This window comes from Cohnella sp. (assembly GCF_041641335.1).
In the GTDB taxonomy this organism is placed as follows: domain Bacteria; phylum Bacillota; class Bacilli; order Paenibacillales; family Paenibacillaceae; genus Cohnella.
This window is the reverse complement of sequence record NZ_JBEPYQ010000084.1, coordinates 1-22,733: the sequence shown is the minus strand read 5'-3', so window position 1 is coordinate 22,733 and position 22,733 is coordinate 1. Positions and strand designations below refer to the sequence as shown.

The window sequence follows — 22,733 nt, the reverse complement described above, 5'->3', positions numbered from 1 at the left end:
GGCCGGAAACGCAATGATTGGGGATGGACCGAAGAAGGATGGAGGGAAGGGATGAACGGCATCGGGCTGCAAAAAAAAGAGATCGAACAAGCCATCGACAAAGTGATCGAAGGGATGATCGGCCTGAAGCCGGCGATCAAGGAAGATACGCCGGCGAGCATCGTCTCGATGGACGTTTGGGACTGGTCTCAGGGAGTTGGTTTGTTTTCGTTATTTTTATATTATAAAGAAACGAAAGATTCCGAGATTTTAAGCTATTTGACGGACTGGTACGACAAGCGGCTCGCCGAGGGCTTGCCGAAACCGAACGTAAACACGATGTGCCCGCTGCTGACGCTAAGCTATCTGTACGAAGAGACTTTTAGGCCGAAATATTTGCACATCTGCATGGAATGGGCCGAATATGCGGCGGGGCGCATGCCCCGCACGCCGGAAGGCGGTATCGCCCATACCGCCGTCGACAGTCCGAACGAAGGCGAGCTGTGGGACGATACGCTTTACATGACGGTGCTGTTCCTCGGCAGGATGGGCATGCTGCTGAAGCGGGACGATTACGTCCAGGAGAGCGTTCGCCAGTTTCTCGTTCACTTGAAATATTTGACGGACGTGAAGACGGGGCTCTTTTTTCACGGGTGGACCTTCAAAGAAGGCCATCGGTTCGCGGAGGCGCTTTGGGGACGAGGCAACGCCTGGTACACCGCCGGCTTGGTCGATTTTCTCGATATGGTCGAGGTCCAATCCGGAGTCAAGGGTTTTCTCCTATCGTCTCTGGACCGCCAGATCGGCAAGCTCGCGGAGCTGCAGGCGGATAGCGGCATGTGGCATACGCTGCTTAACGATCCCTCCAGCTATGAGGAGACGTCGGCGACGGCCGGATTCGCCTACGGCATCCTGAAAGCGGTTCGCCGGGGCTACGTCGGGGCGGATTGTGGAGCGGTCGGCTTTCGGGCGCTGAAGGCGGTGCTGGACCGGATCGACGGGAACGGCGTCGCGCGCGGAGTGTCCTACGGCACGCGAATGGGGCGCACGCTCGACTTTTACAAGGAAATTCCGCAATGTCCGATGCCTTACGGGCAATCTATGGCATTGCTTATGCTCGTCGAAGGCAGCAAGCATCTCGATTAACCGGACGGTGACGGCATGAAGAAAAGACAATGGCGGATCAGACCCGTTCTGCTGCTTGTGTTCATTAGTTTTACCGGTATTCTTCTGCTCGTCACCTGCCTGCTATTCTATTGGAATTTCTCCAACAACGTCGTTAAGCAAGTGGTCGGCAACCGGTTGGAGCTGATCGATCAGACCCACGGGCAGATCAGCTCCCGTCTTCGCGACATCGAGGAAACCGCACTCGTCATCGCCTCCAATCCGAACTTGATCGACGCATTCGGGGAGAGCGGCGCCGGCGACGCGTACGATCTCTTCCAAACCCGGCGGGAATCGGTTAACAATCTGGTCAACCCGTTCCTTTACTCCAAGCCTTACCTTTCCAGCATCCGTTTGTTCAACGACCGGTTCAAGCATTTGCCTCAATCGTCGCTGGACCGCGTTTTTCCGTATTCGGCCATCGAATGGGACCGGGAGGCGCTGGAGCGCTCCGACTCGTTCTGGCTCGGCTCCCACCTCGATCCCGTTAATCAGTACCAGCAGAAAAACGTCATTTCCTACATTCGCAAAATCTTCAACAGCAACGGCCGCGTCGTCGGCTTGATCGAGATGAACATGGAGGAACAATCCCTCTCCGATGTGCTGAAAGGCGCACGCAAGACGTATAGTGGAACGATGCTGCTGACCGACAGCGGCGGTCGAATCGTCTCTCGCCTAAGCTCTTATCCAGAAGCGGAATCTCCGGAGCGCATAGCCAAGCTGGAATGGTTGGAGGAGATCCAAAGGGTGCAGAGCGACGGTTATCGGGTCGTCGACGTCGGGGGCACGTCCTACGTCGTGATCTATTCCTACCCGAACAAGACGCAGTGGCGGCTGATCGAGATGATTCCCGCCGAGCAGATGTACCATCCAGTAAAGCAAATCCGCAATTTCGTCGTGCTGATCGCGCTCGCGGGACTTCTGGCGACGATCGTCATCGCCTACTATTTGTCCGGCCGCATGACGCGCCAAGTGCCCGAGCTGCTGGGCGCATTCCGTAGAGTGCAGAGCGGGCATTTCGACGCGAGCATCTCCGAATCGCATTCGATCTTCGAGTACAGGCAGGTCGCGATCTCATTCAACCGGATGGTCGGTGAGCTGACCGCGTCGATAGAGAGCCGGGAGAAGGAGCAGAGGGCGGCTCGGGAAGCGGAGTTTCGCGTTCTGGAAAATCAGATCAATCCTCATTTTCTTTACAATACGCTCGACATGATCAATTGGATGGCCGCCGCCAATGGGGCTAACGAAGCGAGCCTGATGTCGGCCAAACTGGCCAAGCTGTTCCGCCTAAGCCTGAACAAGGGGCGTTCGTTCATCACGCTGGCGGAAGAGATGGAGCACGGCGCGATCTACTCGCAGATTCAGCAAGCGCGCTTCAAAGAGTCGTTCGTCTACGAGGAAGAGATGGACCCGGCCGCGTCCCGACTGCTCGTCCCGAAGCTGATTCTCCAGCCGTTCATCGAGAACGCGATCGTGCACGGCTTCCGCGGACGTTCTGCCGATCGAACGTTCCGGATACGCGTAAGCGCTCTCTCGAACTCCGGGAAGGAATTGAGGATTGTCATCGAGGATAACGGGCGGGGCGTGGACCCCATAGAAGTCCCGGGCCAGGCGAAAAGCGGAGGTTACGGCATGGCCAACGTCAATCAGCGCATTCAGCTTCATTTCGGTTCTGCGTACGGAGCTAAGCTTGAAAACCGGCCCGAAGGAGGAGCGCGGTTGGAAATCCGCCTTCCGAAGCTGGCGCGAATTCCGAACGGGAAAGGAGGAGAATGAGATGCGGGTGTTAATCGTGGACGACGAAAACCACATTACGAAGCATATGGCCGGCTTGGTTGATTGGGCCAAGCTGGGTGTCGGGGCGGTGGATACGGCTTCGAACGGGCTCGAAGCGCTGGAGTCGTACCGCGCGCGCAAGCCCGATCTGATCATTACCGATATTACGATGCCGGTCATGGACGGACTGGAATTTTTGGAGCTCGTTCGCCAAGAGGACCCGGAGGTTTCCGTCCTTATCCTAAGCGGATACGACGAGTTCGAATACGCCAAGAAGGCCATCCACCTGCGCGCTCTGCACTATATCATGAAGCCGATCGTGCTGCCGGAGATCGAACAGATTTTGTACGACGTCGTGCAGTCGATGAATAACGAGGCGAAGCGCAAACGGTATGCAGAGGAGTTCGCGGAATTGATAAAAAGGAAGCTGCCGGTGCTCCGGGAGCAGTTCCTGAACGAGCTCGCGACGGCGGGACGGAGCCATCGCGAGATTTCCTTGGAACAGCTTCAACTCTACGAGCTGAACGAGGATGTGGCGCGGGGAGCGCTCGTGCTCACGCTGAAGTTGTACCGCGCCGGCGATCCCCGAGATCGATCGGAACGGGATTGGCTGCTGTTCAAGTTTTCCGCGATGAACATCGTCGAGGAAACGCTTCGATCGGAGCCGGAAGCCCGAGCCTATCCTCTTCGTTACTCGGAAGACCGGCTGCCGATCTTCGTCTGCGGGGCGGACCCCTGCGAGACGGTAGAACGGGCGAAGCGGCTCGGACGCTCGCTGATGGCGAACGTCGGCCGGTATTTGTCGATCGAATCGAACGCGGGAGTCGGCAGCTGGCGGGAACGGACGGATCGCTACTTTCTGTCGTACAAGGAATCGTTCGATCTGCTGCGGTTGACGGAGAACGAGGGCTACCAGTTGCTCTTGGTCGCGGGCGAGGAGAAAGATCCGGGCGTACTGGCGGAGCTTGACGCTTACCCGGAAGACCGGATTCGGCCGCTCGTCGAAGCGCTGGTCTGTCGTAATGAGACGGAGGCGGCGAGGCTGTGGACGGAGATCGAAGCTCAGATGACCCGACGGCCGGGGTCGCTGCGGCTCGCGCAGACCGCTTCGATCGCGCTCATCGGGAGTCTTGCTGTCGGGTTCGCCGGGCGAGGCGGAAAGCTTCCGGAAGGGGAGGCGGTGCAGCCGCTTCGCGTCATCCGGGATATCCAGTCGGCCGAGACGAAGGAGGAGGTCGCGAGGACGACGCGGATATTTGTGCTGGAGCTCGTCAAGGAGGCGGGCTCGGACGACGAAGAGGCTGCCGGGGATTACGTCACCGCCGTCAAGCGCATCGTGGAGACGGAATACGCGTCTTCGCTGTCTTTTGCCGAGATCGCGGCTAGGCTGCACTTGTCGCGCAATTACCTCGGATTTTTGTTCAAACGGGAGACGGGCATCGGTTTTATCCAATATCTGACCCAATACCGGATCGACAAGGCGAAGGAGCTGATGGCCACGAAGCGGCACATGATTTCCGAGATCGCGGACAAGGTCGGGTTTGCCGATCCGACCTACTTTAGCCGCGTGTTTCGGGGAGCGACGGGAAAAAGTCCCCTTGAGTACGCAGCGGATCCGGGCGCGGATTAAGCCGCATTTGCGGCTTAATGGCTGCGAGATTCGTGCGCTCGGCTTCGATAACGGGTGGGCGATTCGCCCGTAAATTGCTTGAATTGCTTACTGAAAAAATAGATGTCCGCATAACCGAGCGTATCCGCGATCTGGGACACGTTCATTGTGCTCTCCGCGAGCAGTTGGCAGGCGCGTTCGACGCGAACCCGCGCGAGATAGGTTTTGACTGAAGTGCCTGTATGGGTTTTGAACAAGACATTTAAGTATCGCGCGGAAGTGCCGGTAATTTCCGCCAATTGTTCATGGGTGAGCGGAGAGGCGGCGTTCTCCTTCATGAGCCGGATCGCCTGCCTCACTGCGGGATGAAGGCTCCCCCCGCGAGCGCGTTCGGAGGCGGATTCCCGGAGCAGCGACAGGAGCGCGGCCTTGAGAACGGCGTCGAACTCGGCTTCCGTCGCGGGGGTGCGCACTTCTTCGTCCAACGTCAGCAACCGGTTCAGAAGACTCTCGAACCAGGCGGCGTCCCGGATGACGACAAGCGTCGGCAAGGAGTGAAGTACGGACTCGGGATGTAAGTGCGGAGCCGTCGCCTTGAACATAGGCGCGCTCTTCCCGGGAATGGAGGGTTCCGTGCGAAAGTGAACGAATATCACGGTTAATCTGCGCACCGGATCCTGCTCGGCGAAGACGACTTCGCCGGGACGAAGGAGGAAGCAAGAGCCGGGAGTGATCGAATGGACGTCGGGTCCGATGCGGATCCGGCCGTACCCGGACAAGACGTACCACAAGTCGTAGTCGGAGAGCGGCTTTGGTTTCCAGTTCCAATCCTTTTCGCATTTGGCTTTTCCGGAATTGCCGCCGCTTCGGAACGAGAGTTCGCCGAGGCTGGCGGACCACTCCCGGAAATCGATCCGGTCAGTGGAGAGGGGGCCGGGACGATCGTCCATGAGAGGTGACCTCCTTGTCGATATGCATTTCATTACAAATAATTGGAGCTTCGGAACATTCCTGATTTCTTGATATTTATTTATTATATCGATAGAAATAATCAATTTCAATCAGGGAGTGTTGCGCATATGAGTACAAACTCATTCGACAAGGAAAAGCTGGCTTCGACGTTGTACGACGGAGGCTCCGTAGCGATGAGTAAGGAGCTCACCCCCGAGGAGATCGCCGTCAAGCTGTACAAATACGACGTTGTCGAGCCTTTGATCGGGTCTTTGGATGACGTCGGTCCCGAGAAGATTCTAGAGTACAAGGAGAAGGGCTATTTTGCCGTCGCGGAAGTGTTGGACGGAGAGCAGGTCGAACGCTCGAAGGAGGCGCTGATGAGCCTGATTTTCGAGGACGCCAAAGGAGCCAAAATCCAGTTCACAAAGCCGCAGGACCAATTGAACAGCCGAGAGGAAAGGGAGCTTGCCGTGCGCAAAGTTCACGAATTCGTGAAAGTCGACGAGACGCTGAAAATCGTGGCCTACGATCCGAAGCTGCTGGAAGTCGTTCGGAGCCTGCTCGGAGAAGAGCCGGTGCTCGTCCAGGACATGGCGCTTCTAAAGCCGCCTCACAGCGGAGGAGAAAAGCCCTGGCATCAGGATATGGCTTACGGCCCGCTGACTTTCGATAAACCGATCGTTGGCGTATGGATCGCCCTTGACGAAGCCGCTCTCGACAACGGCTGCATGCATGTCATTCCGAGATCGCACATGGATGGGGGCGTGCCGCATTACGCGGTTCGCGACTGGCAGATCTGCGATACGAACGTTCGGGTCGACCGCGACGTCGCCGTTCCGTTGCCGCCGGGGGGCGCGTTGTTTTTTCACGGCATGCTTCATCACGGCACGCCGCCGAATCAATCGGCCAAGCGGCGCAGGGCGCTGCAGCTGCATTACGCTTGCGAGTCGTCGGTCAAGGTAAAGCCGGACGAATACAAACGGATTTATACGAACGCGATGACAGACGCCGAGTGCTAACGAGGCCAACATGAGGCCAGCGCCGGGACGGTGCGGAAGAAGCCGGTCGCGGGCGCTGGACCGCGTCGGGAAGCCCTTGGACGACGGCCCGGCTTCTGAACGAATTCGCCGACCTGGCGCTGTGCGCGGATTTCAGCCACTGGGTGTGCGTTACCGAGTCGCTTCTCGAGCCGGTATCCGATCGAGATCAACGACTGGCTTCGCGGGCGGATCGCGGCTTGGACAGGAAGCGGCGAAGGAGCGGTTTAGTCGTTTTGAAGCCAAGTCAGTTTTGATGAACTCGATACTCGCGAGGCGTCCTTCCCGTCTTTTTGCGGAACAGCTCATGGAAAAACTTCAGATCGCGGTAGCCCGACCTAGCGGCCACCTCTTTGACGGGCAACGCCGTTCGGCGCAGCAGCTCGCAGCTTTTGCGGATTCGCAGGTTCTGCATGTACTCGGTGAACGATTGCCCCGTCGCCCGCTTCAGCATGCGCTGCATGTAGCTTGGGCTTACCGGGAGCAGGGCGGCGGCCTCCGGCAACGTAAGCGGACGCTCGCAGTTGCGTTCGAGATATTCGAGCGCGGCGGCCAGCCGCGAGCTTGCCGGAGCGGAGGGGCGCCCGGCCGGCTCCAGACGGTGCAGGCACACGAGAAGCTCGGTCAGGCGCGCGTAGAGAACGGCCTCGTAGCCGGGCAATTGCGATTGATATTCCCGATACAGAGCTTCCATGCACACTTTTCCCTCGTTATAAGAATCCTTGAACCGGCGGTAAGGCCGGTCCTCCCCGGACAGCAGCTCCAGCGCCGGACCCGGCAGCGGGTATGCCAGCGCCAGCGTTCGCGGAACGGACGGATCGAACAGGCAGTTGTACACGATCAGCTCGTCCTTCGGCGCTTCCGATGCGGGACGGTAGACGTGGCGCGTGCCGATCGGAATGATGAAGAAGTCCCCTTTTTCCACGTAAAGCCGCTCGTCCCCGATGTAATGGAATCCTTTTCCCTCCGCAACGTACTGAACTTCCACGAAATCGTGAATGTGGATCGGCAGAGAGAACCGTTCCCGCTCCCTCGTGACGGCGATCGGAAAGTCCGGCGTCCAATACAGCTTGCCTTCCAGCGTGAACGGCGAAGAGGCCATGTACCCTTCTCCCTTGCGAATAGGATGTGTTTGCCCTATTGATATCATATTAACCCCCCTATAAGCAACGAAAAAAAGCATGATATGCTGGAAAAAAAGCCAGCGGGGAGGACGGTTGGGATGACGGGATACGAGAGGGAGAGGCGCAAGCACCGGAAGGAGCTTAAGGCGGCATGGGAAGCGGAATGGATATGGCGGTCGAGGCGCGTCCGCGTTAACGATTTCGCTTATTTCCGCAAAGAGTTCCGCGTGCGCGGCCCGCTGAAGCAGGCGATCCTGTTCTATTCGGCGCACAATACGGCCAAGGTGTACGTGAACGGGGCGAGGCTCGGCGGGTACGTGTCCCCGGCTCCGACGAATCCGGAGAAGCGCAAAGCTTACTTGGCTTACGACGTCACGGAGCTGCTGACGGCCGGCCGCAATTGCTTAACGGCGGACGTCCATTATTTGGGCGGTGGGGGCCAAAACTATTACGACGGTTTACCGGGCTTCAGGCTGCAGCTTCAGCTTGTTTACGCGGACGGGATGGAGACGGCCGTGAAGACGGATGCGTCTTGGCAGGTTCTGAAGGATACGCCCCATGCCGTCGGAACGCCGTACCAGCAAAACCGCAGGATGTCGGCCATCGAAGCTTACGATGCGCGCAAGCTGGACCCGGAGTGGCGCTATGCGGGCTGGCGGAAGGAAGGCGCGGCGGTGAGGGCGAAGCCGGCACGGATCGGTCGCGAGGATTGGCCGATGGAGGCGCAGCGCATTCCCGAGGGCGCGATCGCCGAGGAGATCGAAGGCGTCAAGCTTCCTCAGCCCAAAGGCGGGGAAGCGGAATTCGCGCAGGTGTTCGACGCGGGAGCGATCGTCTCGGGCTGGCCGAGGCTTGCGCTGCGGGGAATCGCGGGAGCGACGGTCCGGCTGCGTTATTCGGAGAATTTGGACGAGAACGGACGGGTGAAGCACAACGTTACCAACGAATTTTCCGACCGTTACTACGATGAATATACGATGCGCGGGGACGATTTGGAGACGTGGCAGCCGGATTACTCGTACAAGGCGTTCCGGTATGTGGAAGTGACGGGTTATCCGCGCGAGATCGCCGAGGGGGAAATGAAGGTATGCTGGGCGTATACCGGCATGGCCCAGACCGGCGAGTTCTCGTGCTCGGCCGAACATCTGAACAAGCTGTATGCCGCCTGCATCCGCACGCAGAAGAACAATACGCTGGGTCAAACCGTCGATTGTCCGCACCGGGAGCAGGCGCAATATACCGCGGACACCGACCTGCAAGCGGAGACGCTGTTGTACAATTTCGAGGGCGTCGACGTGTTGGAGAAGACGCTTAGCGATTTTGCCGACGCGCAGCTTACCGACGGCACGTTCCCGTTCGTCGCGCCGATCAACTACGGGCACCCGGACTTTCATCTGCAAATTCCGGAGTGGGATCTTCATTACGCCACGCTGATGTGGAAGGTGTACGAGGCGTCGGGTGACGTTGGCGTACTGGAGAGGTTCTACGGGACGGCTCGCCGCATGGTCGATTACTTCCTGAGCATCCGGGATGCGGACACAGGGCTCGTACCGTTGGACAAAGGCTGGCATATCAGCGATTGGCCATATCCATCGGTGGAGCACAAAGGGCAGTTCCTGACGGTGCAGCAGATCAAGCTAGTTCTTGCGCTGCGGACGGTCAGCCGGGCAGCCGGCTTGATCGGACGAGGAGAGGAGAGCGAGGCGTATGCAGCCCAGGCCGATCTGCTGCGCAAGCGGATCGTCTCGCAGCTGTACGATGCGGAGAAGAAGCGTTTCCGCGACAGCTCGGAATCGTCCGCGACCCACCAGGGCGTGACGGCGCTCGCGCTGCATGCCGACATCGTCCCGGCCGAAGACCGAGAGGCGGCCATCTCTTCCGTAGCGGAGCAGAGCTGGGAATGCCGAACGGTGCTGTCGCTGCCGATGCTGCGCATGCTGTTCGACAACGGCCGAGAAGCCGAAGCGTTCGAATTGCTCGATCGACGGGAATATCCGGGGTGGGGGCATATGATCGCCCAAGGATCGCCGACGATGTGGGAGGGCTGGGACGACATCGAAAGTCATTCCCACGCCTGGAACGGATATCCGGCAAGGCTGCTGCAGGAATATGTCGTCGGCATTCGCTCGGAGGCGCCGGGCTACGCGAAGACGACGATCCGTCCTTATATGCCGGAAAGCTTGACCTTCGCGGAAGGGAAGGTTTGGACGCCGCTCGGCCAGGTCTATGCGCGCTGGGAACGCGAGAGCGGCGGAGTGCGCGTGCGCGCGGCGATTCCCGCCGGCATGGAAGCGCGGCTGTCGCTGCGGCTCGCGGACGGACGGCTCGCCGAGCGGGCTCTGACGGAAGGGGATAACGAGCTTCTGTGGGAAGGATGATACTCCAGCCGCACCCCTTCACTGATGCTAAGGTTGAAGTGGGGGGGGGAAGGGAACGGACAGCCCTTGGAATAGCGCTCGGCATGGCCTCTGGCATGACGGCTCAATACGCCGGCAGCCGCGCAAGTCGAACGGAGAATGGCTCCGTAACGGAGATCGCCCACTGTCGGCCTTCGGTCAATTCGACCAGGCTTAGATAATGGCCGTGACCGGCGCCCGTGTCGATGCCGAGCTTGCCGTTCCCGATCCAGACCTCATCGGGTGCGAGGCCGAAGCGGGAAGTGGACGTATGACCGAACACGACCGTCTTGCCCGGAATCGCCGGCGCACGGAAGAAGGGGTCGCGGATTTCCGTCAAATCCTCCGGCGTCTGCTCGCGCAATGGGACGCCAGGGCGTAAACCGGCATGGACGAACAGGAAGCGGCCGTGTCTCGCCCACAGCGGCATGTCGGCGATCCACCGGCGGTAGCGCGCCGCCTCCAAGGCGTCCGGAACGGCCGAGTCCGGGACGCCTTGGAGCCACTTGCGTTCGTTGTTTCCTTGCAGCGCTACGGCCCCCTCCCCACATAATCGATGCATCAGCTCTAGCGTGCCGGCCGAATCCGGTCCTTTGTTGACGTAGTCGCCGAGCAAAAACAGTCTGTCCGTACGAGGATCGTATCCTGCACAGTCCAGCAGACGTTCCAGCAAGATGCCGTAGCCATGAATGTCGGAAGCCGCAAACAATCTACTCATTTCCCGCAGGAGCCGGGTCCGCGTACAGCATCACGCTCTGCGAAGGCAATCGAATCGTAAGCGGCGCTCCGGGCTCCACCCTCCTGTCATGGAACAAGTGCAGCGGTTGCTTATCTGGAGTCTCGACGATCAGACGCCATCTCGTTCCCTCGTAAATCGCTTGAACGGTCTTGGTTTCCATCAGATTTCCGTCTCCGTCCAGAGGGCCTCGGTTCACGGAGATCGTCTCCGGATGCAGCATCATGACGCCGGCTCCCGCATAGGCGCCGGGCGTCATCCTCACGCCCCGGACCGGCGTGCCGGCCACCAGGCCAATCGGATTTTCGCCGTCGCCGAACGCGATACTCAGACGGTTATGATAGCCCATCAACTGGGCCACCCAAGGGGTTGCGGGGCGCTCGAACAGCTCCGTCGGACTTCCGATCTGGTCGATGCCGCCTTCCCGAAGCACGAGAATCCGGTCCGCGATCGTGAACGCCTCCATCCGGTCGTGCGTCACGTACAGAGTGGCGATGGACAAGTCGCCGAGCAGCCCGGCGAGCTCGCTTCGCATATCCGTCCGCAGCTTGACGTCGAGGTTCGAAAGCGGCTCGTCCATGAGCAACAGCCGAGGTTCCGTGGCCAACGCCCGAGCGATGCCGACCCGCTGCTGCTGGCCGCCCGACAGTTGAGCCGGAAGCCGTTCGAGCAGCCCGTCCAGCTTCAGCAGCGACTGAAGCCGTCGCAGCCTGGCTTCCCTGTCGCTTTTGGCGACTTTCCGGCGCTTCATGCCGTATTCGATATTTTGCAGGACGGACATATGCGGCCACAATGCGTAGTCCTGGAATACCATGTTGATCGGGCGGTTTTCTGGCGGTACATAATAGCCCTTCCCGCGCTCGACGGCAACGCCGTTGAGCGCGATTTCTCCTCCGTCAATGCGGGTCAGTCCGGCTACGAGCTGCAGCAGCGTCGACTTGCCGCAGCCCGACGGGCCGAGGATGCAGATGCGTTCGCCTTCCCCGACCTCGAACGAAATGGGCTTCAGCACCTGCTGTTCGCCGTATGATTTAGAAACGTCCTTCAGCTTTAAGATCGAGCTCAATACATTGTCCTCCTAACGGTTTCGTTCCAGGCGGCGGAACAGCCAGCTTCCGGCGGTCTGCAGCGTCAAGATCAGCAGCACGACGACGGAGCAACTGACGACGGTGGCGGCGGTCGCGTATCCGTAACGGGAAAACTCGAAGGCCCGGTCAATGACGAGAGGCATTAACGAGTAATTCGCCGGTTTCAGCATTGAGGCCAGCGCCAGATCGAAGATGCTGGTGCCGAACGAGGCAAGCGTCGCCATGAGCAGAGACTGGCGCACGAGCGGCAGCACGATGTGCCGCATTCGGTCGAGCACCCCGGCCCCCTGGATGGCTGCGGCCTTGAGCATCGTGCCGGACAGAGCGCCGAACGCGCCCATCTGTATCCGGACGGCGTAAGGGATGGCGCCGGCGATCCCGGCAATGACGAGGAGCGTCGGCGTGCCGTACAGATGAAGGCCGAACGGCTCCAGCCACTTTTGATTCCAGATGAAAATATAGCCGATCCCCAGCACGACGCCCGGAACGGCCAGTGAAACGACCGAAAACAGCTGCAGCGCCGATCTGAACCGGGATTCCGTAAAACTTAGCACGTAGGCGGTCGCGAAACCGATCAGCATGCTGAACACGGCGGCGAACGCCGCGATCGAGAGGGAGTGGGAAAGCCCCTCCAAATAGCCGAGCAATCGGTGGTCGCCGACCGCTCCGGCAAACAGGCTGCGATAGTGCTCCAGCGTCCAATTGCTTACCGAAAATCCTTCCCCCGATCGCTTCAGTAGCGATACGGCTGCGCTCGTTCCGATCGGAATGCCGAGGCAGACGAGCAGAAAAGCGCCGATTGTCGCGTTGTATACCCACGCTAGACGGGGCTTTTCCTTCGCCGTTCTGACGGCCTTGGCGTTCAGGAAATCGAAGCGGGAGCGGCGAAGGGCGAACACGAGCAACGCCATGGCCAGCGCGAGCAGCAGGACGAGATAGAAGGCGAGCACGCCGGCCATGTCGAAGCGGACGGGCGACTGATAGATCGCCGAGTAGATGGAGTAGGTCAGCGTCGGGAATTTATAGACGGTCGCGAGAGCGGCCGGCAGTCCGAAATCGCCGATCGTGTCCATGAACACCAGCGTCCAGCCCGCAAGGAAGGAGGGCAAGGCGAGCGGCAGCTCGACGGTCCTCCAGACGGTCCACGGCCTGGCGCCGTTCAGGCGCGCCGCCTGGCCGAATTGTCGGACGTTCCATTCGGTCGCAGCCACGATGGCGAGATACGCCAACGGAAACTTGCTGAGCGCCATGACGAAGACGAGTCCGGACGGCTGGAAAATAAACGACGTTACCCACGTCCAGCCGAGCCATTGATGGACAAGGCCGTCCGCGCTGGCGAACAGCACCCAGCCCTGAGCGATCATAAATGACGGGGCGATCAGCAGCAGCCACGCCGCCGTATCCAGGAGCCGTCCTGCGGAGAAATGCCAGCGGGCCCGAACCGTGGCCAGAGCGCCGCCGATCGCGGTTCCGAGCGTAGCGGTTCCTAGAGCCAGCAGCATCGAGTTCCACAACGACTGCCTCCATAACGGGCGATGGAAGATCTCCCCGATCAGAGCAAAGCCCCGGAATTCGAATTTACCGAAGAACAGTCCCGGAAAGACGACATTCATCAGAACGGCCAGCAGCGGCAGAAAAATAAAAAGAAACAGGAGGAGGGTTACCCCGCCTCCCCAACGCGATTCCGAGGCATTCATGTCCGGTCTCCTATTTGACGTTCTGGTCGGCGAACCACGTCTTGATTTCCACTTCGTGTTCCGCCGCCCATTCGGCATCCGGAAGCAGGAATTTGCCGTCCTGCTGGCGCTCGCTTCTTCCTGCCACCCCTTCGGCGAGCGGAGTGAAGAAGCTTTCCGTAGATTCGATTTCCGTCAACTGCCGCTGCGTTTCCGGCTTCAGCATGTATTCGACGAACGCTTTGGCTGCCGCCGGGTTTTTCGTATGCTTGCTAATCGCGACAATCCGCAGACTTCCCGGGGCGCCTTCTTCCGGCCAGAGGACTTCCACCGGTTCCCCAGCCAGCTTCAATTCGTAAGCGTTATGCTCCTGCAGCGCCGCAACCTGAATTTCACCGCTAAGCAGCGCTTTGCCGACCGGTCCATTCTTCGGGTAAATGTTCAGTCCGTCTTTGAACCGCTGCTCGTATTTTTTCTCCGCTTCCTCGACGCCCCATTGCTCGAACAGCGCCGATACGAGCGGATAAGCGGGAGCCGCGACCGCCGGGTCGGCATGGCCGACCGGACCTTGGAACGCGAAAAACTCCTTCCATGTCTTGGGCGCCATGTCTTCGGACACCAGCTTCGTGTTATAAGCGATAACGCCGGATGCGTGAATGCCGACCGGGAAATAAGCCAGATCTTCGGGAACGTACGAGGCTCCCGTCGTGGAAAGGCTGCCCAGGTTGTCCGGCCGCCAGCCGGTGAGCAGAAAATCGCGATTGGCCAGGCCGCGAACGGAGCCGTGCCCGTCTATCATCAATACGTCCCATTGCGGATTGCCTTGCTCGGCCTCGATCTTGGCCAACGCTTCTCCTCCGCCATAGTGAACCGCCTCGATCTTAAAACCGGTTTCTTCCGCGAATTTGGGCGCGATGAAATCTACGAAGTCGTTGCCGTACAAATAAATCGTTTTGCCGGTGTCCTCGGATGCCTCTTCGCTTGCCGGTGCTGCCGGCGATTCCGAGTTCGCGGCGTTTGGCGTCGATGCGCCGCTCGTCTCCGCGCCGTTGGCATTCGAATTTTCGGAGCTTGCTCCGCAAGCCGACAGCAGAAGAAAAGCGGCGGATAGCAGAGCCGCGGCCGACAGACTCTTGATTTTTCGGTTTGTTTTCATGACATCCTCCATTTGGATTATTGCGGCGAGATATGTTTAATTCGATCGCTTTCTCAGTGTACAAGGACTGCATCATTCAAAAATTAACCCCTCGTTAACATCGAGTTAAATTAAATCTATGAAATGCAGGTTAAGATTTATAGTATCTATGATTAATGTTGGATCGGCCGAATAGGGGGAATCGCCGTGAACTTGCAGCAACTGAAAGCATTCGTGTTAGCCGTCGAACTGCAAAAGCTATATTTGGTGGCGCAGAGGCTGGACATCACCCAACCTACCGTAACGTTTCACCTGAACAAGCTGCAGGAAGAATTGGGCGTCTCGCTGTTTCATACGAAATCGTACCACGTGATCCGGCTGACTGAAGCGGGCAAAGCGTTCTATCATTACGCGTCGCAGATCAGCGCCTTGTCGTCGGAGGCAGAATCGACGATGGATTCATTCCGGGAATTTCATGCGGGGAAGCTCGCGATCGGCAGCACGCATACGCCGGCAACGTATCTGCTCCCGCCTTTACTTGGAGGGCTAAAACGGAGTCATCCCCGGCTTTCCGTCCTGCTTGACGTCCGGCCCGCTCCGTTCATCCTGGAGAAGCTCAAGCAATACGAGCTCGATCTGGGCATCATCTCGCAAACGCGCGTCGACGATCCGGATCTCGTCGCGCTCCCGCTGACGCGGGACGATCTGGTGCTGATTTTCGATCCCGGCCATCCGCTCGCCGCGGCGACTGATCTATCCCCCGATCTGTTGGCGGAGCACTCTTTGATTTCCCATGAACAGGGCTCAATCAGCCGCTCGCTCATGGACGGCTGGGCGCGAACGAACGGCGTGCTGCTCGACGTGGCGATGGAGGTATCCGGATCCGAAGCGCTGAAAGCGGCCGTCATGCAGCGGATCGGCTTCGGGATGATCGCGGAGGCGTGCGTTCAGACCGAAGTCGCAGAAGGAAAGCTATTGTCGCGGAATATTCCCGGCTGGAGAGCCGAACGATTTATTTATGCGGTGCGCCACCGGAATAAACTGATCAGTCCGGCGTTGCGAATGTTCTGGAGGGCGATGGAGGAGCAGTTTCCGTCTAGAGATTATCTTGAAAAAGCGCGACCATTGAGCTAGATTTTGCTGAGTTCCGCTAGGGCGTGTATGCAAACCCGCTCAGGGGCATCTCCCCTGCTTCGTCACTTTTGCTTGACGTACCCCCGGTACGCCTTCACAAAAGTTCCTTGCATGGAACGAAAATTCGGCCATATCTGCTATCCTCGGAGGTTGCATACACGCCCTAACGCTGACGATCTTATCGCGAGATCGCCGGACTTCAAGGCGTCCGCCGGTTATCTGGAGACGAACGAAGACGAGCATAAGAATGGCCGAGCTCTTCCGCTTCGTTCTGCCGGCTTTCGAAGAACGCGCCGTCCCGAATTCCTTCGACGAAGAGCTGCAGCCATTCGTAGTAACCGGCGGCGTGCTTCAGCTTATGCAGGTCTTCCAGGCTCAGATTTCGTTCCTCCTCCGGCGTCTCCCGCGCCAAAATGCTCTCCGTCAGCTCGGGAAGCGACTCGTCGATCGCCTTGCGCATGACGTCGATCTCCCGCTGCAGCTTTGCGGCGAAGAACGCCTGAAACGCTTTGAAGAAGTCCGTCTCGGCGACGTACAGATCCTTCCGTTCGTCCTTCTCGCTTAGCTTAGTCACCATTTTCGATTCGATCAGAGAGCGAACCGCGTAGCTCATATTGCTTTTGCTCATGTTCATGCGAGTGCGCATTTCCTCGAGCGTCATTGGACGATCCTCGAAAAACATAATGCCGTACAGCTGCCCGAACGAATAATTCACTCCGTACAAGTCCATCGTTTGCGCAATGGCGTCGATTACCTTCAACCGGACTTCCTCGCGCGTCGTCGTCGGTTCCTTCATTTTCCCCGAGGTGGCCTTCTTCATGCCGCAGCTCCCTTCGCCGTTTTCTCCCATCTTCCGGACGGCTGTAGATTTTACATAAACTTTATTTTCGCTTCACGCGGAAATAACCCTTTTCTCTCGGAATGAACGTACAATAATTATTGAACGAACGAAGAAATGCTAGTCATACACCTCGATTATACCAAATATTCAATCGTTATTGAACGATAGAAAAGGAGGGAAAGATGAATCGATTTCGTCTTGGCGGAGAGCTCAAAGCGCTGCTGTTCACGCTTCCCGCGATGGTCCCGCTCACGCTGTTCTGGTTCGTTCCGCTCGGTTACGTCGTGTATTTGAGCTTTATGGAGTGGGACTTTATGAGCCCGGACAAGCTGTTCGTCGGCTTGGACAATTACCGCAATCTGCTCGTCGATCCGGCATTCTATCAGGCTCTGCGCGTAACGGCGCTGTTCTGCCTCGGCAGCGTCGTCCCCGTCATTGTCATCGGACTGTCGCTCGCCTTGCTGTTCAACGGGCGGATGCGAGCGGGCGCCTTTTACCGGCTGCTGATGTTCTCGCCTTGGGTTACGCCCACCGTCGCCGTATCCATCGTCTGGTCCTGGATCTACGAGCCTGAGGTCGGCCTCGCCAACAGCGTTCTGAGAGGAGTCGGCCTGGACGGAATTCGCTGGCTGCAAGATCCGCAATGGGCGCTCGTCGGCGTTCTGATCGTCACGGTCTGGAAGTCGGCGGGCTGGTGCATGATCTTCTATCTCGTCGCTCTTCGCAACATACCGTCGGATCTATTGGAGGCGGCCCAGCTCGACGGTGCCGGCGGCTTGAGGAAGCTCGTCAGCGTGACGCTCCCGCTGATCTCGCCGACGACGTTCTTCCTTATTATCGTCCAGCTCATTCAGGCGATGCAGGCCTACGACCAGATCAACGTGCTGACGCAGGGAGGACCCGCCGGATCGACGCGAACGCTGCTGTATTTGTACTACCAATCGGCCTTCGACGCCTTCCGGATCGGGGAAGCTTCGTCGGTGGCGATCGCGCTCATCGTCGGCTGCGTTCTGCTGTCCCTCGTCTCGTTTGTCGTCGGACGCCGGACCGTTCATTATTCCTGATCCCGCCTTGAAAGGAGAGAAGCTTTATGAGAGCCGCCAACCGGTTTGCCGCGGTGTTACGCAACTTGCTGCTCGCGGCGGCCGCGATCGCGATGGCGTTCCCGTTCTATTGGATGACGACGAGCGCGCTGAAGACGAACGACGAAATCTGGCGGTTTCCGCCGACGCTGTGGCCACAGGAGGCGTTGTGGAGCAATTTTGCCGAAGCCTGGCAGGCCGCGCCGTTCGCGCGGTACATGTTCAACAGCGCATTCGTGGCCGGAACGATCGTCGTTCTGCAAATCCTCAATTCCGGCATGATGGCTTACGCCCTGACTCATATGAGATTTCGGCTGAAAGGGGTTTTCACGGCGCTCGTGCTCGTCGGCTACATGGTGCCGGCCACGGCCGTCTATTTGCCCGGCTACGTCATTCTCGGCAAGCTTCATCTGCTGAACACGTATGCGGGCCTGATCTTGTCGAACAGCGTGAGCGTATTCTCGATTTTTCTGATCCGGCAAGCGTTCCTGCAGGTTTCACACGAGTTGGTGGAGGCCGGCAAAGTCGACGGGGCTTCGCATCTGCGGATTTTGTGGACGATTATCGCGCCGCTGACGCGCTCCTCCTTCGCCGTGCTGGCGCTCATCGCTTTTATCGAGCAGTCCAACAACTATTTCTGGCCGATGCTGATCACCAAAGATCCGGAGCTGCAGCTCGTGTCGGCCGGGCTGAGAAGCTTTTTCGTGGAAGGGGGTGCTTACGGGCTGAAATGGCCGCTTATCATGGCCGCCAGCGCGTTCACGATCGCGCCGCTGCTGGCGCTCTTCCTGGTCGCGCAACGAACGATCATGCGAAGCGTCGATCTGGCCGCGGGTGCAAGCAAGGGGTAGGAGTAATCCATCTATATAAAAATCGGAGGGAACACACATGTTGAAAACGAGAAAAGGATTTGCCGGTTTGCTGCTGGGCTCGCTGCTGCTGACGACGGCTTGCGGATCGAACGGAGGAAGCGAAGGGGCCGCGACAGGTTCGGAAGGACAATCGCCTTCGGCAAGCGAGTCGCCCGCCGCCTCCCCGTCGGAGACGCCGGCGCCGCAAGCGCCCGTGACGATCGAGTTCTGGTACGGCCTGGGCGGCAAGCTCGGCGAGAATATGCAGACGCTGATCGACAAGTTCAACGCTTCCCAGCAGGAAGTAATCGTCAAGCCGGTCGTTCAGGCGGATTATTCGGAGACCGGCAAGAAGCTGCAGGCGGCCATCGCATCCGGCGGCGTGCCCGCGGCGGTGCTGTCTTCCAACGTGGATTGGGCGCGCAAAGGCTATTACGCTTCGATCGATGATCTGATTGCCGCAGATCCCGATTTCAACGCGGACGACGTCATTCCGACCTTCCTCGAGCAAGGGAAAGTGGACGGCAAGCAATATTTCCTGCCGATGTACGGAACGACGCAGGTGATGTATTACAGCAAGGAAGCGCTGGAGAAAAACGGCATCAAAGCGGAGGAGTTGACCACCTGGGAGGCGCTGGGCGAGGCCGCGGCCAAGATGACCGTCAAATCCGGCGGCAAAACGACGTTCTACGGCTGGGAGCCGATGTGGGGCGCGGACAATATGATCGACGCCACGCTGAGCAAGGGCGGCAGCATTCTGAGCGAGGACGGCAAGACGGTTACGATCGACTCGGCGGAATGGATCGACACGTGGGAGCAGTTCCGCAAGTGGATCCACGAAGACCAAATCATGCGCATCCACTACGGCGGCCAAGGCTGGGAGTACTGGTACAAGACGATCGACGACGTCATGAAGGGCAATGCCGCCGGCTACACCGGCTCGAGCGGCGACCAGGGCGATCTTGATTTCGCGAAGCTGGCCGCGATGGAGCAGCCCGGCTGGGAAGGCGTAGGACCGGGCAAGCCGGTCGCCAGCGCGATCCAGGCCGGCATCCCGGCCAAAGCGAGCCCCGAGCAGCAGCAGGCCGCCTTCAAATGGTTCAGCTTCTTCATGAGTCCGGAGAATACCGCCTTCTGGTCGATGAACACCGGCTATATCGCGGTTCGCCAGTCCGCGCTCGACGATCCGGCTTTCGTAGAGTACAGCGCCGCGAATCCGCAAAGCACGATTCCGCTTAAACAGGCGGCGCATGCTTCGAAACCGTTCCAGGACCCGACAGGCGGCAAAATCAACGACGCGCTCAAGATCGCCGCGGACAAAGTGCAGATTAGCAACGTGCCGGCGGCCGAGGCGCTGAAGGAAGCGCAGGCGACGGCGCAGCGCGAGCTCGACAAGCTGAAGTAGGAGGACGGACATGGCTGATCTGATCGCGGGCGGCGTTCGCTATCCGGTGCGGGCGATCCTGTTCGACAAGGACGGAACGCTGCTCGATTTCATATACACCTGGGGGCGCTGGAGTGAGCGGATGCTCGCCCGGTTTTCCTACGGGCTTCGGGAGCGGGGACTGCCTCCGCTTCCGGAGGAGGCCTGCTCCTGGTTGGGCGCGCTTGCCGGCGCGGACGGGCGGATCGCGGATTACGATCGGAGCGGTCCGCTCGCCATGGGAACGGTCGGCGAGCTGCAGACGATACTGGCCTGGCACGGATACCGTCTGGGATTGTCCTGGGCGGAGGCGAAGGTGCTGGCCGACGAATGCCGCCGCGACGCCGACGCCGATCTGGAGCGGACCCGTCCGGTAACGGCGCTGCCGCACGCGCTCGATTTCTTGCGACGCTGCCGTCAGGCGGGGCTGTCCCTGGCCGTCGTGACGGCGGACGAGACGGCTTCGGCCGTCCGGCAGCTGGAATGGCTCGGCATTCGCGACTGCTTCGACGCCTGCGTCGGGACCGATCGGGTGGAGCGGGGCAAGCCGTATGCCGATATGGTGGAGCTGGCTTGCCGCGAGCTCGGCGTGCCGTGCGCGGAAGTCGCCGTGATCGGGGACACGAACGGGGATATGCGGATGGCCAAGATGGCGGGCGCCGCCGTCGCGATCGGAATCGCCGAACCGGGAAGCTCTGCCTCCGCGCGGCTTGCCGACGCGGATGCGGTCGTCTTCTCCTATCGGGAGCTGGCCATAGAAGAAGAGGAGTAGGGAGGGAGAATAAAGATGGGGTGGCTGTTTCTTGGATTGGCGATCGTCATGGAGCTGTTGGGCACCGTATCCATGAAGCTGTCGGAGAGCTTTACCCGAACCGTCCCTTCCGTGATGCTGTTCGTCTTCTACGGCGTCAGCTTCACGGCTCTCAACTTCGCGCTCGGCTACATGGAGGTCAGCGTCGTCTACGCGATTTGGTCGGGAGTCGGGATCGTGCTGATCGCGCTGGCGGGCTTCGTCGTTTTCGGAGAGCGGCTGTCGCCCGCCTCGATCGCATGGATCGCGGTTATCGTCATCGGGGTCGTCGGTTTGAGCACGAGCCACAAGGGACATTAGAGAAGCAGCGGGCATTACGGAGGAATAGAGGTTGACGGGGCGAAATAGGAGTGTGAATTGGAATATTTTCGACAGGAGGTTCGGAAGCGAATGGAAGCAATCGGGCATGAAGGGAACGGAGAACGTCCGCTGCTGTCTTTCCAGGTGATCACGGATACGCACGTGACCGCCGATCCGCAGCATGCGCACAACCGGAATCTGGAACGCGCCCTTCGGGACATAGCGGAGAACGCGGCGGACAGCTGCGGGATTATGCACGTCGGCGACGTAACCGACCACGGTTTTCCGGAAGAGTACGAGGAGCTGAAGCGGATTTGGCGGCAGTACGGAGACCGGCTGCCGGACGCGAGGTTCGCGACGGGGAATCACGATATCGCGTTGGGGATATGGGAGGCGCGGCTGGGACGTTTTCTGGAAGCTACCGGCATGGCAGGGCCGTATCACGATCACCGGATAGAGGGACATCTTTTTCTTTTCCTGGGCACGGAGAAGGGGCTTGAGCTGTATTGCTCGCTGTCGGAGGAACAGCTTAGGTGGCTGGATGCCAAGCTGGGCGAGGAGGCCGCCTCGGGACGGCCGGCGTTCGTCTTCCTGCATCAGCCGCTGAAAGATACGGTCGCCGGCTCCCGGGAATCGCAAGGCTGGCACGGCGTGGAGCAGGACGAGGAGCTGCGGGGAGTGCTGGCGAGGCACCCTCATGCGATCGTATTCACGGGCCACACCCACTGGGAATTGGAAGCCCCCTACGCTTTCTACGACGGCGAAAGTCGGCTCCCGGCGATGTTCAACGCGGCTTCGGTCGGTTACCTGTGGACGGATGACGACGAGCATAAGGACGGCAGCCAAGGCTATTACGTGGAGGTTTACCCGGATCGCGTGAGGGTGCGGGGCCGGGATTTCGAACGGGGGACGTGGATCGAGGCCGCGCTGTTTGAAGTCCGTTTAGGCGAGAGAGCGCCCTAGCCCTATGCAGGGCAAACGCATTAGAAATTGCGCTAATCTGCCTGACTGACTGAATGTATGTATGCGAAAATCGAACACAATCGCTTGACTGAGCATCCGCATTTCTGATGTTGTACGGTGAGTCCGGCAGTTGAAAAGCGAAAGGCATTCCCCTTATACGATGTCAGGTATCGGGAACGATCAAACAAACAAGGCCATCCCCTCATCCGTCGGATGCAGGAATGGCCTCTTGTGCTCTTGCAAGCGCAATCAGTTTCGGAGTGAAAGCCTTCGGGAAACCGCGAGGGGGGAAGAACGCAGCAGGCGCATAGTCCCGAGGGAGGTTAAGCGAAACTATGCGCGGGCCCCGGCCGCTGGTCGTAAGACACATTTGTGGCCTCAGAGTTCCCGTCGGGCTATCGGCAAGGCACTTTTTTGGCCTCCACGCTCCCGTCCCGCCACCTCCAAGGCACTTTTTTGGCCTCCACGCTCCCGCCTCGCCACCTCCAAGGCACTTTTTTGGCCTCCACGCTCCCGTCTCGCCACCTCCAAGGCACTTTTTTGCACTACTCATGCATCAAACCTAACATGAAAAATTACTCGCCATAATTACCTATATTAGGAATATTATGATTGCTTTTTCGTAGTCAAACACATAAAAGCTCCTTTATTGTA

19 protein-coding genes are annotated in these 22,733 nt (G+C 59.2%); 12 read left to right on the top strand and 7 right to left on the bottom strand.

All coding sequences use genetic code 11. From position 1 onward, the window contains the following. Positions 1-51: 51 nt before the first annotated feature. From bglB to ACESLM_RS23330, 3 genes are read left to right on the top strand one after another with little or no spacing between them, the layout of a single operon-like run. Positions 52-1,125 carry a beta-galactosidase BglB gene (bglB, locus tag ACESLM_RS23340; RefSeq protein ID WP_372634984.1) on the top strand — a complete coding sequence of 358 codons (1,074 nt, stop codon included), beginning with the start codon at positions 52-54 and terminating at the stop codon, positions 1,123-1,125. Between the two features lie 15 nt (positions 1,126-1,140). Then, positions 1,141-2,919, top strand: a complete 1,779-nt coding sequence (locus ACESLM_RS23335) for a cache domain-containing sensor histidine kinase (RefSeq protein WP_372634982.1) — start codon at positions 1,141-1,143, stop codon at positions 2,917-2,919. 1 nt (position 2,920) lies between these two features. Further along, on the top strand, positions 2,921-4,549 hold the full coding sequence (locus tag ACESLM_RS23330) for a response regulator transcription factor (protein WP_372634980.1): 1,629 nt from the start codon (positions 2,921-2,923) through the stop codon (positions 4,547-4,549). A gap of 14 nt (positions 4,550-4,563) precedes the next feature. On the opposite strand, the gene ACESLM_RS23325 is transcribed toward ACESLM_RS23330, so the two are convergent. After that, a complete protein-coding gene (locus tag ACESLM_RS23325; protein WP_372634977.1) occupies positions 4,564-5,478 on the bottom strand; it encodes a helix-turn-helix domain-containing protein in 915 nt (304 codons plus the stop codon). A gap of 129 nt (positions 5,479-5,607) precedes the next feature. Between ACESLM_RS23325 and ACESLM_RS23320 the strand changes: the two genes are divergently transcribed. Further along, on the top strand, positions 5,608-6,501 hold the full coding sequence (locus tag ACESLM_RS23320) for a phytanoyl-CoA dioxygenase family protein (protein ID WP_372634974.1): 894 nt from the start codon (positions 5,608-5,610) through the stop codon (positions 6,499-6,501). Positions 6,502-6,766: 265 nt separating this feature from the next. Here the strand turns inward: ACESLM_RS23320 and ACESLM_RS23315 are convergent, their stop codons facing one another. Beyond that, on the bottom strand, positions 6,767-7,621 hold the full coding sequence (locus ACESLM_RS23315; RefSeq protein ID WP_372634971.1) for a helix-turn-helix domain-containing protein: 855 nt from the start codon (positions 7,619-7,621) through the stop codon (positions 6,767-6,769). 120 nt (positions 7,622-7,741) lie between these two features. Between ACESLM_RS23315 and ACESLM_RS23310 the strand changes: the two genes are divergently transcribed. Continuing rightward, complete coding sequence (locus ACESLM_RS23310; RefSeq protein WP_372634968.1) at positions 7,742-10,021, top strand: family 78 glycoside hydrolase catalytic domain; 2,280 nt, start codon at positions 7,742-7,744, stop codon at positions 10,019-10,021. A gap of 103 nt (positions 10,022-10,124) precedes the next feature. Here ACESLM_RS23310 and ACESLM_RS23305 read toward each other — a convergent pair whose 3' ends face one another. Genes ACESLM_RS23305 through ACESLM_RS23290 form a run of 4 tightly spaced genes read right to left on the bottom strand, consistent with a single transcriptional unit; the run spans position 10,125 to position 14,695 of the window. Beyond that, the gene (locus ACESLM_RS23305; RefSeq protein ID WP_372634965.1) at positions 10,125-10,757 is read right to left on the bottom strand and encodes a metallophosphoesterase; all 633 of its coding nucleotides are present in this window, start codon (positions 10,755-10,757) and stop codon (positions 10,125-10,127) included. Beyond that, positions 10,750-11,841, bottom strand: coding sequence for an ABC transporter ATP-binding protein (locus ACESLM_RS23300; protein ID WP_372634963.1), 1,092 nt, complete (start codon positions 11,839-11,841; stop codon positions 10,750-10,752). The genes ACESLM_RS23305 and ACESLM_RS23300 overlap by 8 nt, the downstream gene beginning before the upstream one ends. Before the next feature lie 12 nt (positions 11,842-11,853). Continuing rightward, entirely contained in the window at positions 11,854-13,560 is a 1,707-nt protein-coding gene (locus ACESLM_RS23295) for an ABC transporter permease (protein ID WP_372634960.1), read from the bottom strand. Positions 13,561-13,570: 10 nt separating this feature from the next. Continuing rightward, complete coding sequence (locus ACESLM_RS23290; protein WP_372634958.1) at positions 13,571-14,695, bottom strand: ABC transporter substrate-binding protein; 1,125 nt, start codon at positions 14,693-14,695, stop codon at positions 13,571-13,573. 186 nt (positions 14,696-14,881) lie between these two features. On the opposite strand from ACESLM_RS23290, the gene ACESLM_RS23285 reads away from it, so the two are divergent. Next, the gene (locus ACESLM_RS23285) at positions 14,882-15,808 is read left to right on the top strand and encodes a LysR substrate-binding domain-containing protein (protein WP_372634954.1); all 927 of its coding nucleotides are present in this window, start codon (positions 14,882-14,884) and stop codon (positions 15,806-15,808) included. Positions 15,809-16,007: 199 nt separating this feature from the next. On the opposite strand, the gene ACESLM_RS23280 is transcribed toward ACESLM_RS23285, so the two are convergent. Further along, a complete protein-coding gene (locus ACESLM_RS23280) occupies positions 16,008-16,628 on the bottom strand; it encodes a GbsR/MarR family transcriptional regulator (RefSeq protein ID WP_372634951.1) in 621 nt (206 codons plus the stop codon). Between the two features lie 203 nt (positions 16,629-16,831). Here ACESLM_RS23280 and ACESLM_RS23275 point away from each other — a divergent pair, with 203 nt between their 5' ends. The 6 genes from ACESLM_RS23275 (at position 16,832) to ACESLM_RS23250 (ending at position 22,079) form a co-directional block, all read left to right on the top strand. After that, positions 16,832-17,713, top strand: a complete 882-nt coding sequence (locus ACESLM_RS23275; protein WP_372634948.1) for a carbohydrate ABC transporter permease — start codon at positions 16,832-16,834, stop codon at positions 17,711-17,713. Between the two features lie 26 nt (positions 17,714-17,739). Continuing rightward, entirely contained in the window at positions 17,740-18,582 is an 843-nt protein-coding gene (locus ACESLM_RS23270) for a carbohydrate ABC transporter permease (protein WP_372634944.1), read from the top strand. Between the two features lie 37 nt (positions 18,583-18,619). Further along, positions 18,620-19,987, top strand: a complete 1,368-nt coding sequence (locus ACESLM_RS23265) for an ABC transporter substrate-binding protein (RefSeq protein ID WP_372634940.1) — start codon at positions 18,620-18,622, stop codon at positions 19,985-19,987. Positions 19,988-19,997: 10 nt separating this feature from the next. After that, the gene (locus tag ACESLM_RS23260) at positions 19,998-20,777 is read left to right on the top strand and encodes an HAD family hydrolase (RefSeq protein WP_372634938.1); all 780 of its coding nucleotides are present in this window, start codon (positions 19,998-20,000) and stop codon (positions 20,775-20,777) included. A 15-nt stretch (positions 20,778-20,792) separates the two neighbouring features. Then, complete coding sequence (locus ACESLM_RS23255; protein WP_372634936.1) at positions 20,793-21,116, top strand: DMT family transporter; 324 nt, start codon at positions 20,793-20,795, stop codon at positions 21,114-21,116. 90 nt (positions 21,117-21,206) lie between these two features. Next, positions 21,207-22,079: a metallophosphoesterase family protein gene (locus ACESLM_RS23250; protein WP_372634933.1), complete on the top strand. Its 873-nt coding sequence runs from the start codon at positions 21,207-21,209 to the stop codon at positions 22,077-22,079. The last annotated feature ends 654 nt before the right edge of the window (positions 22,080-22,733 follow it).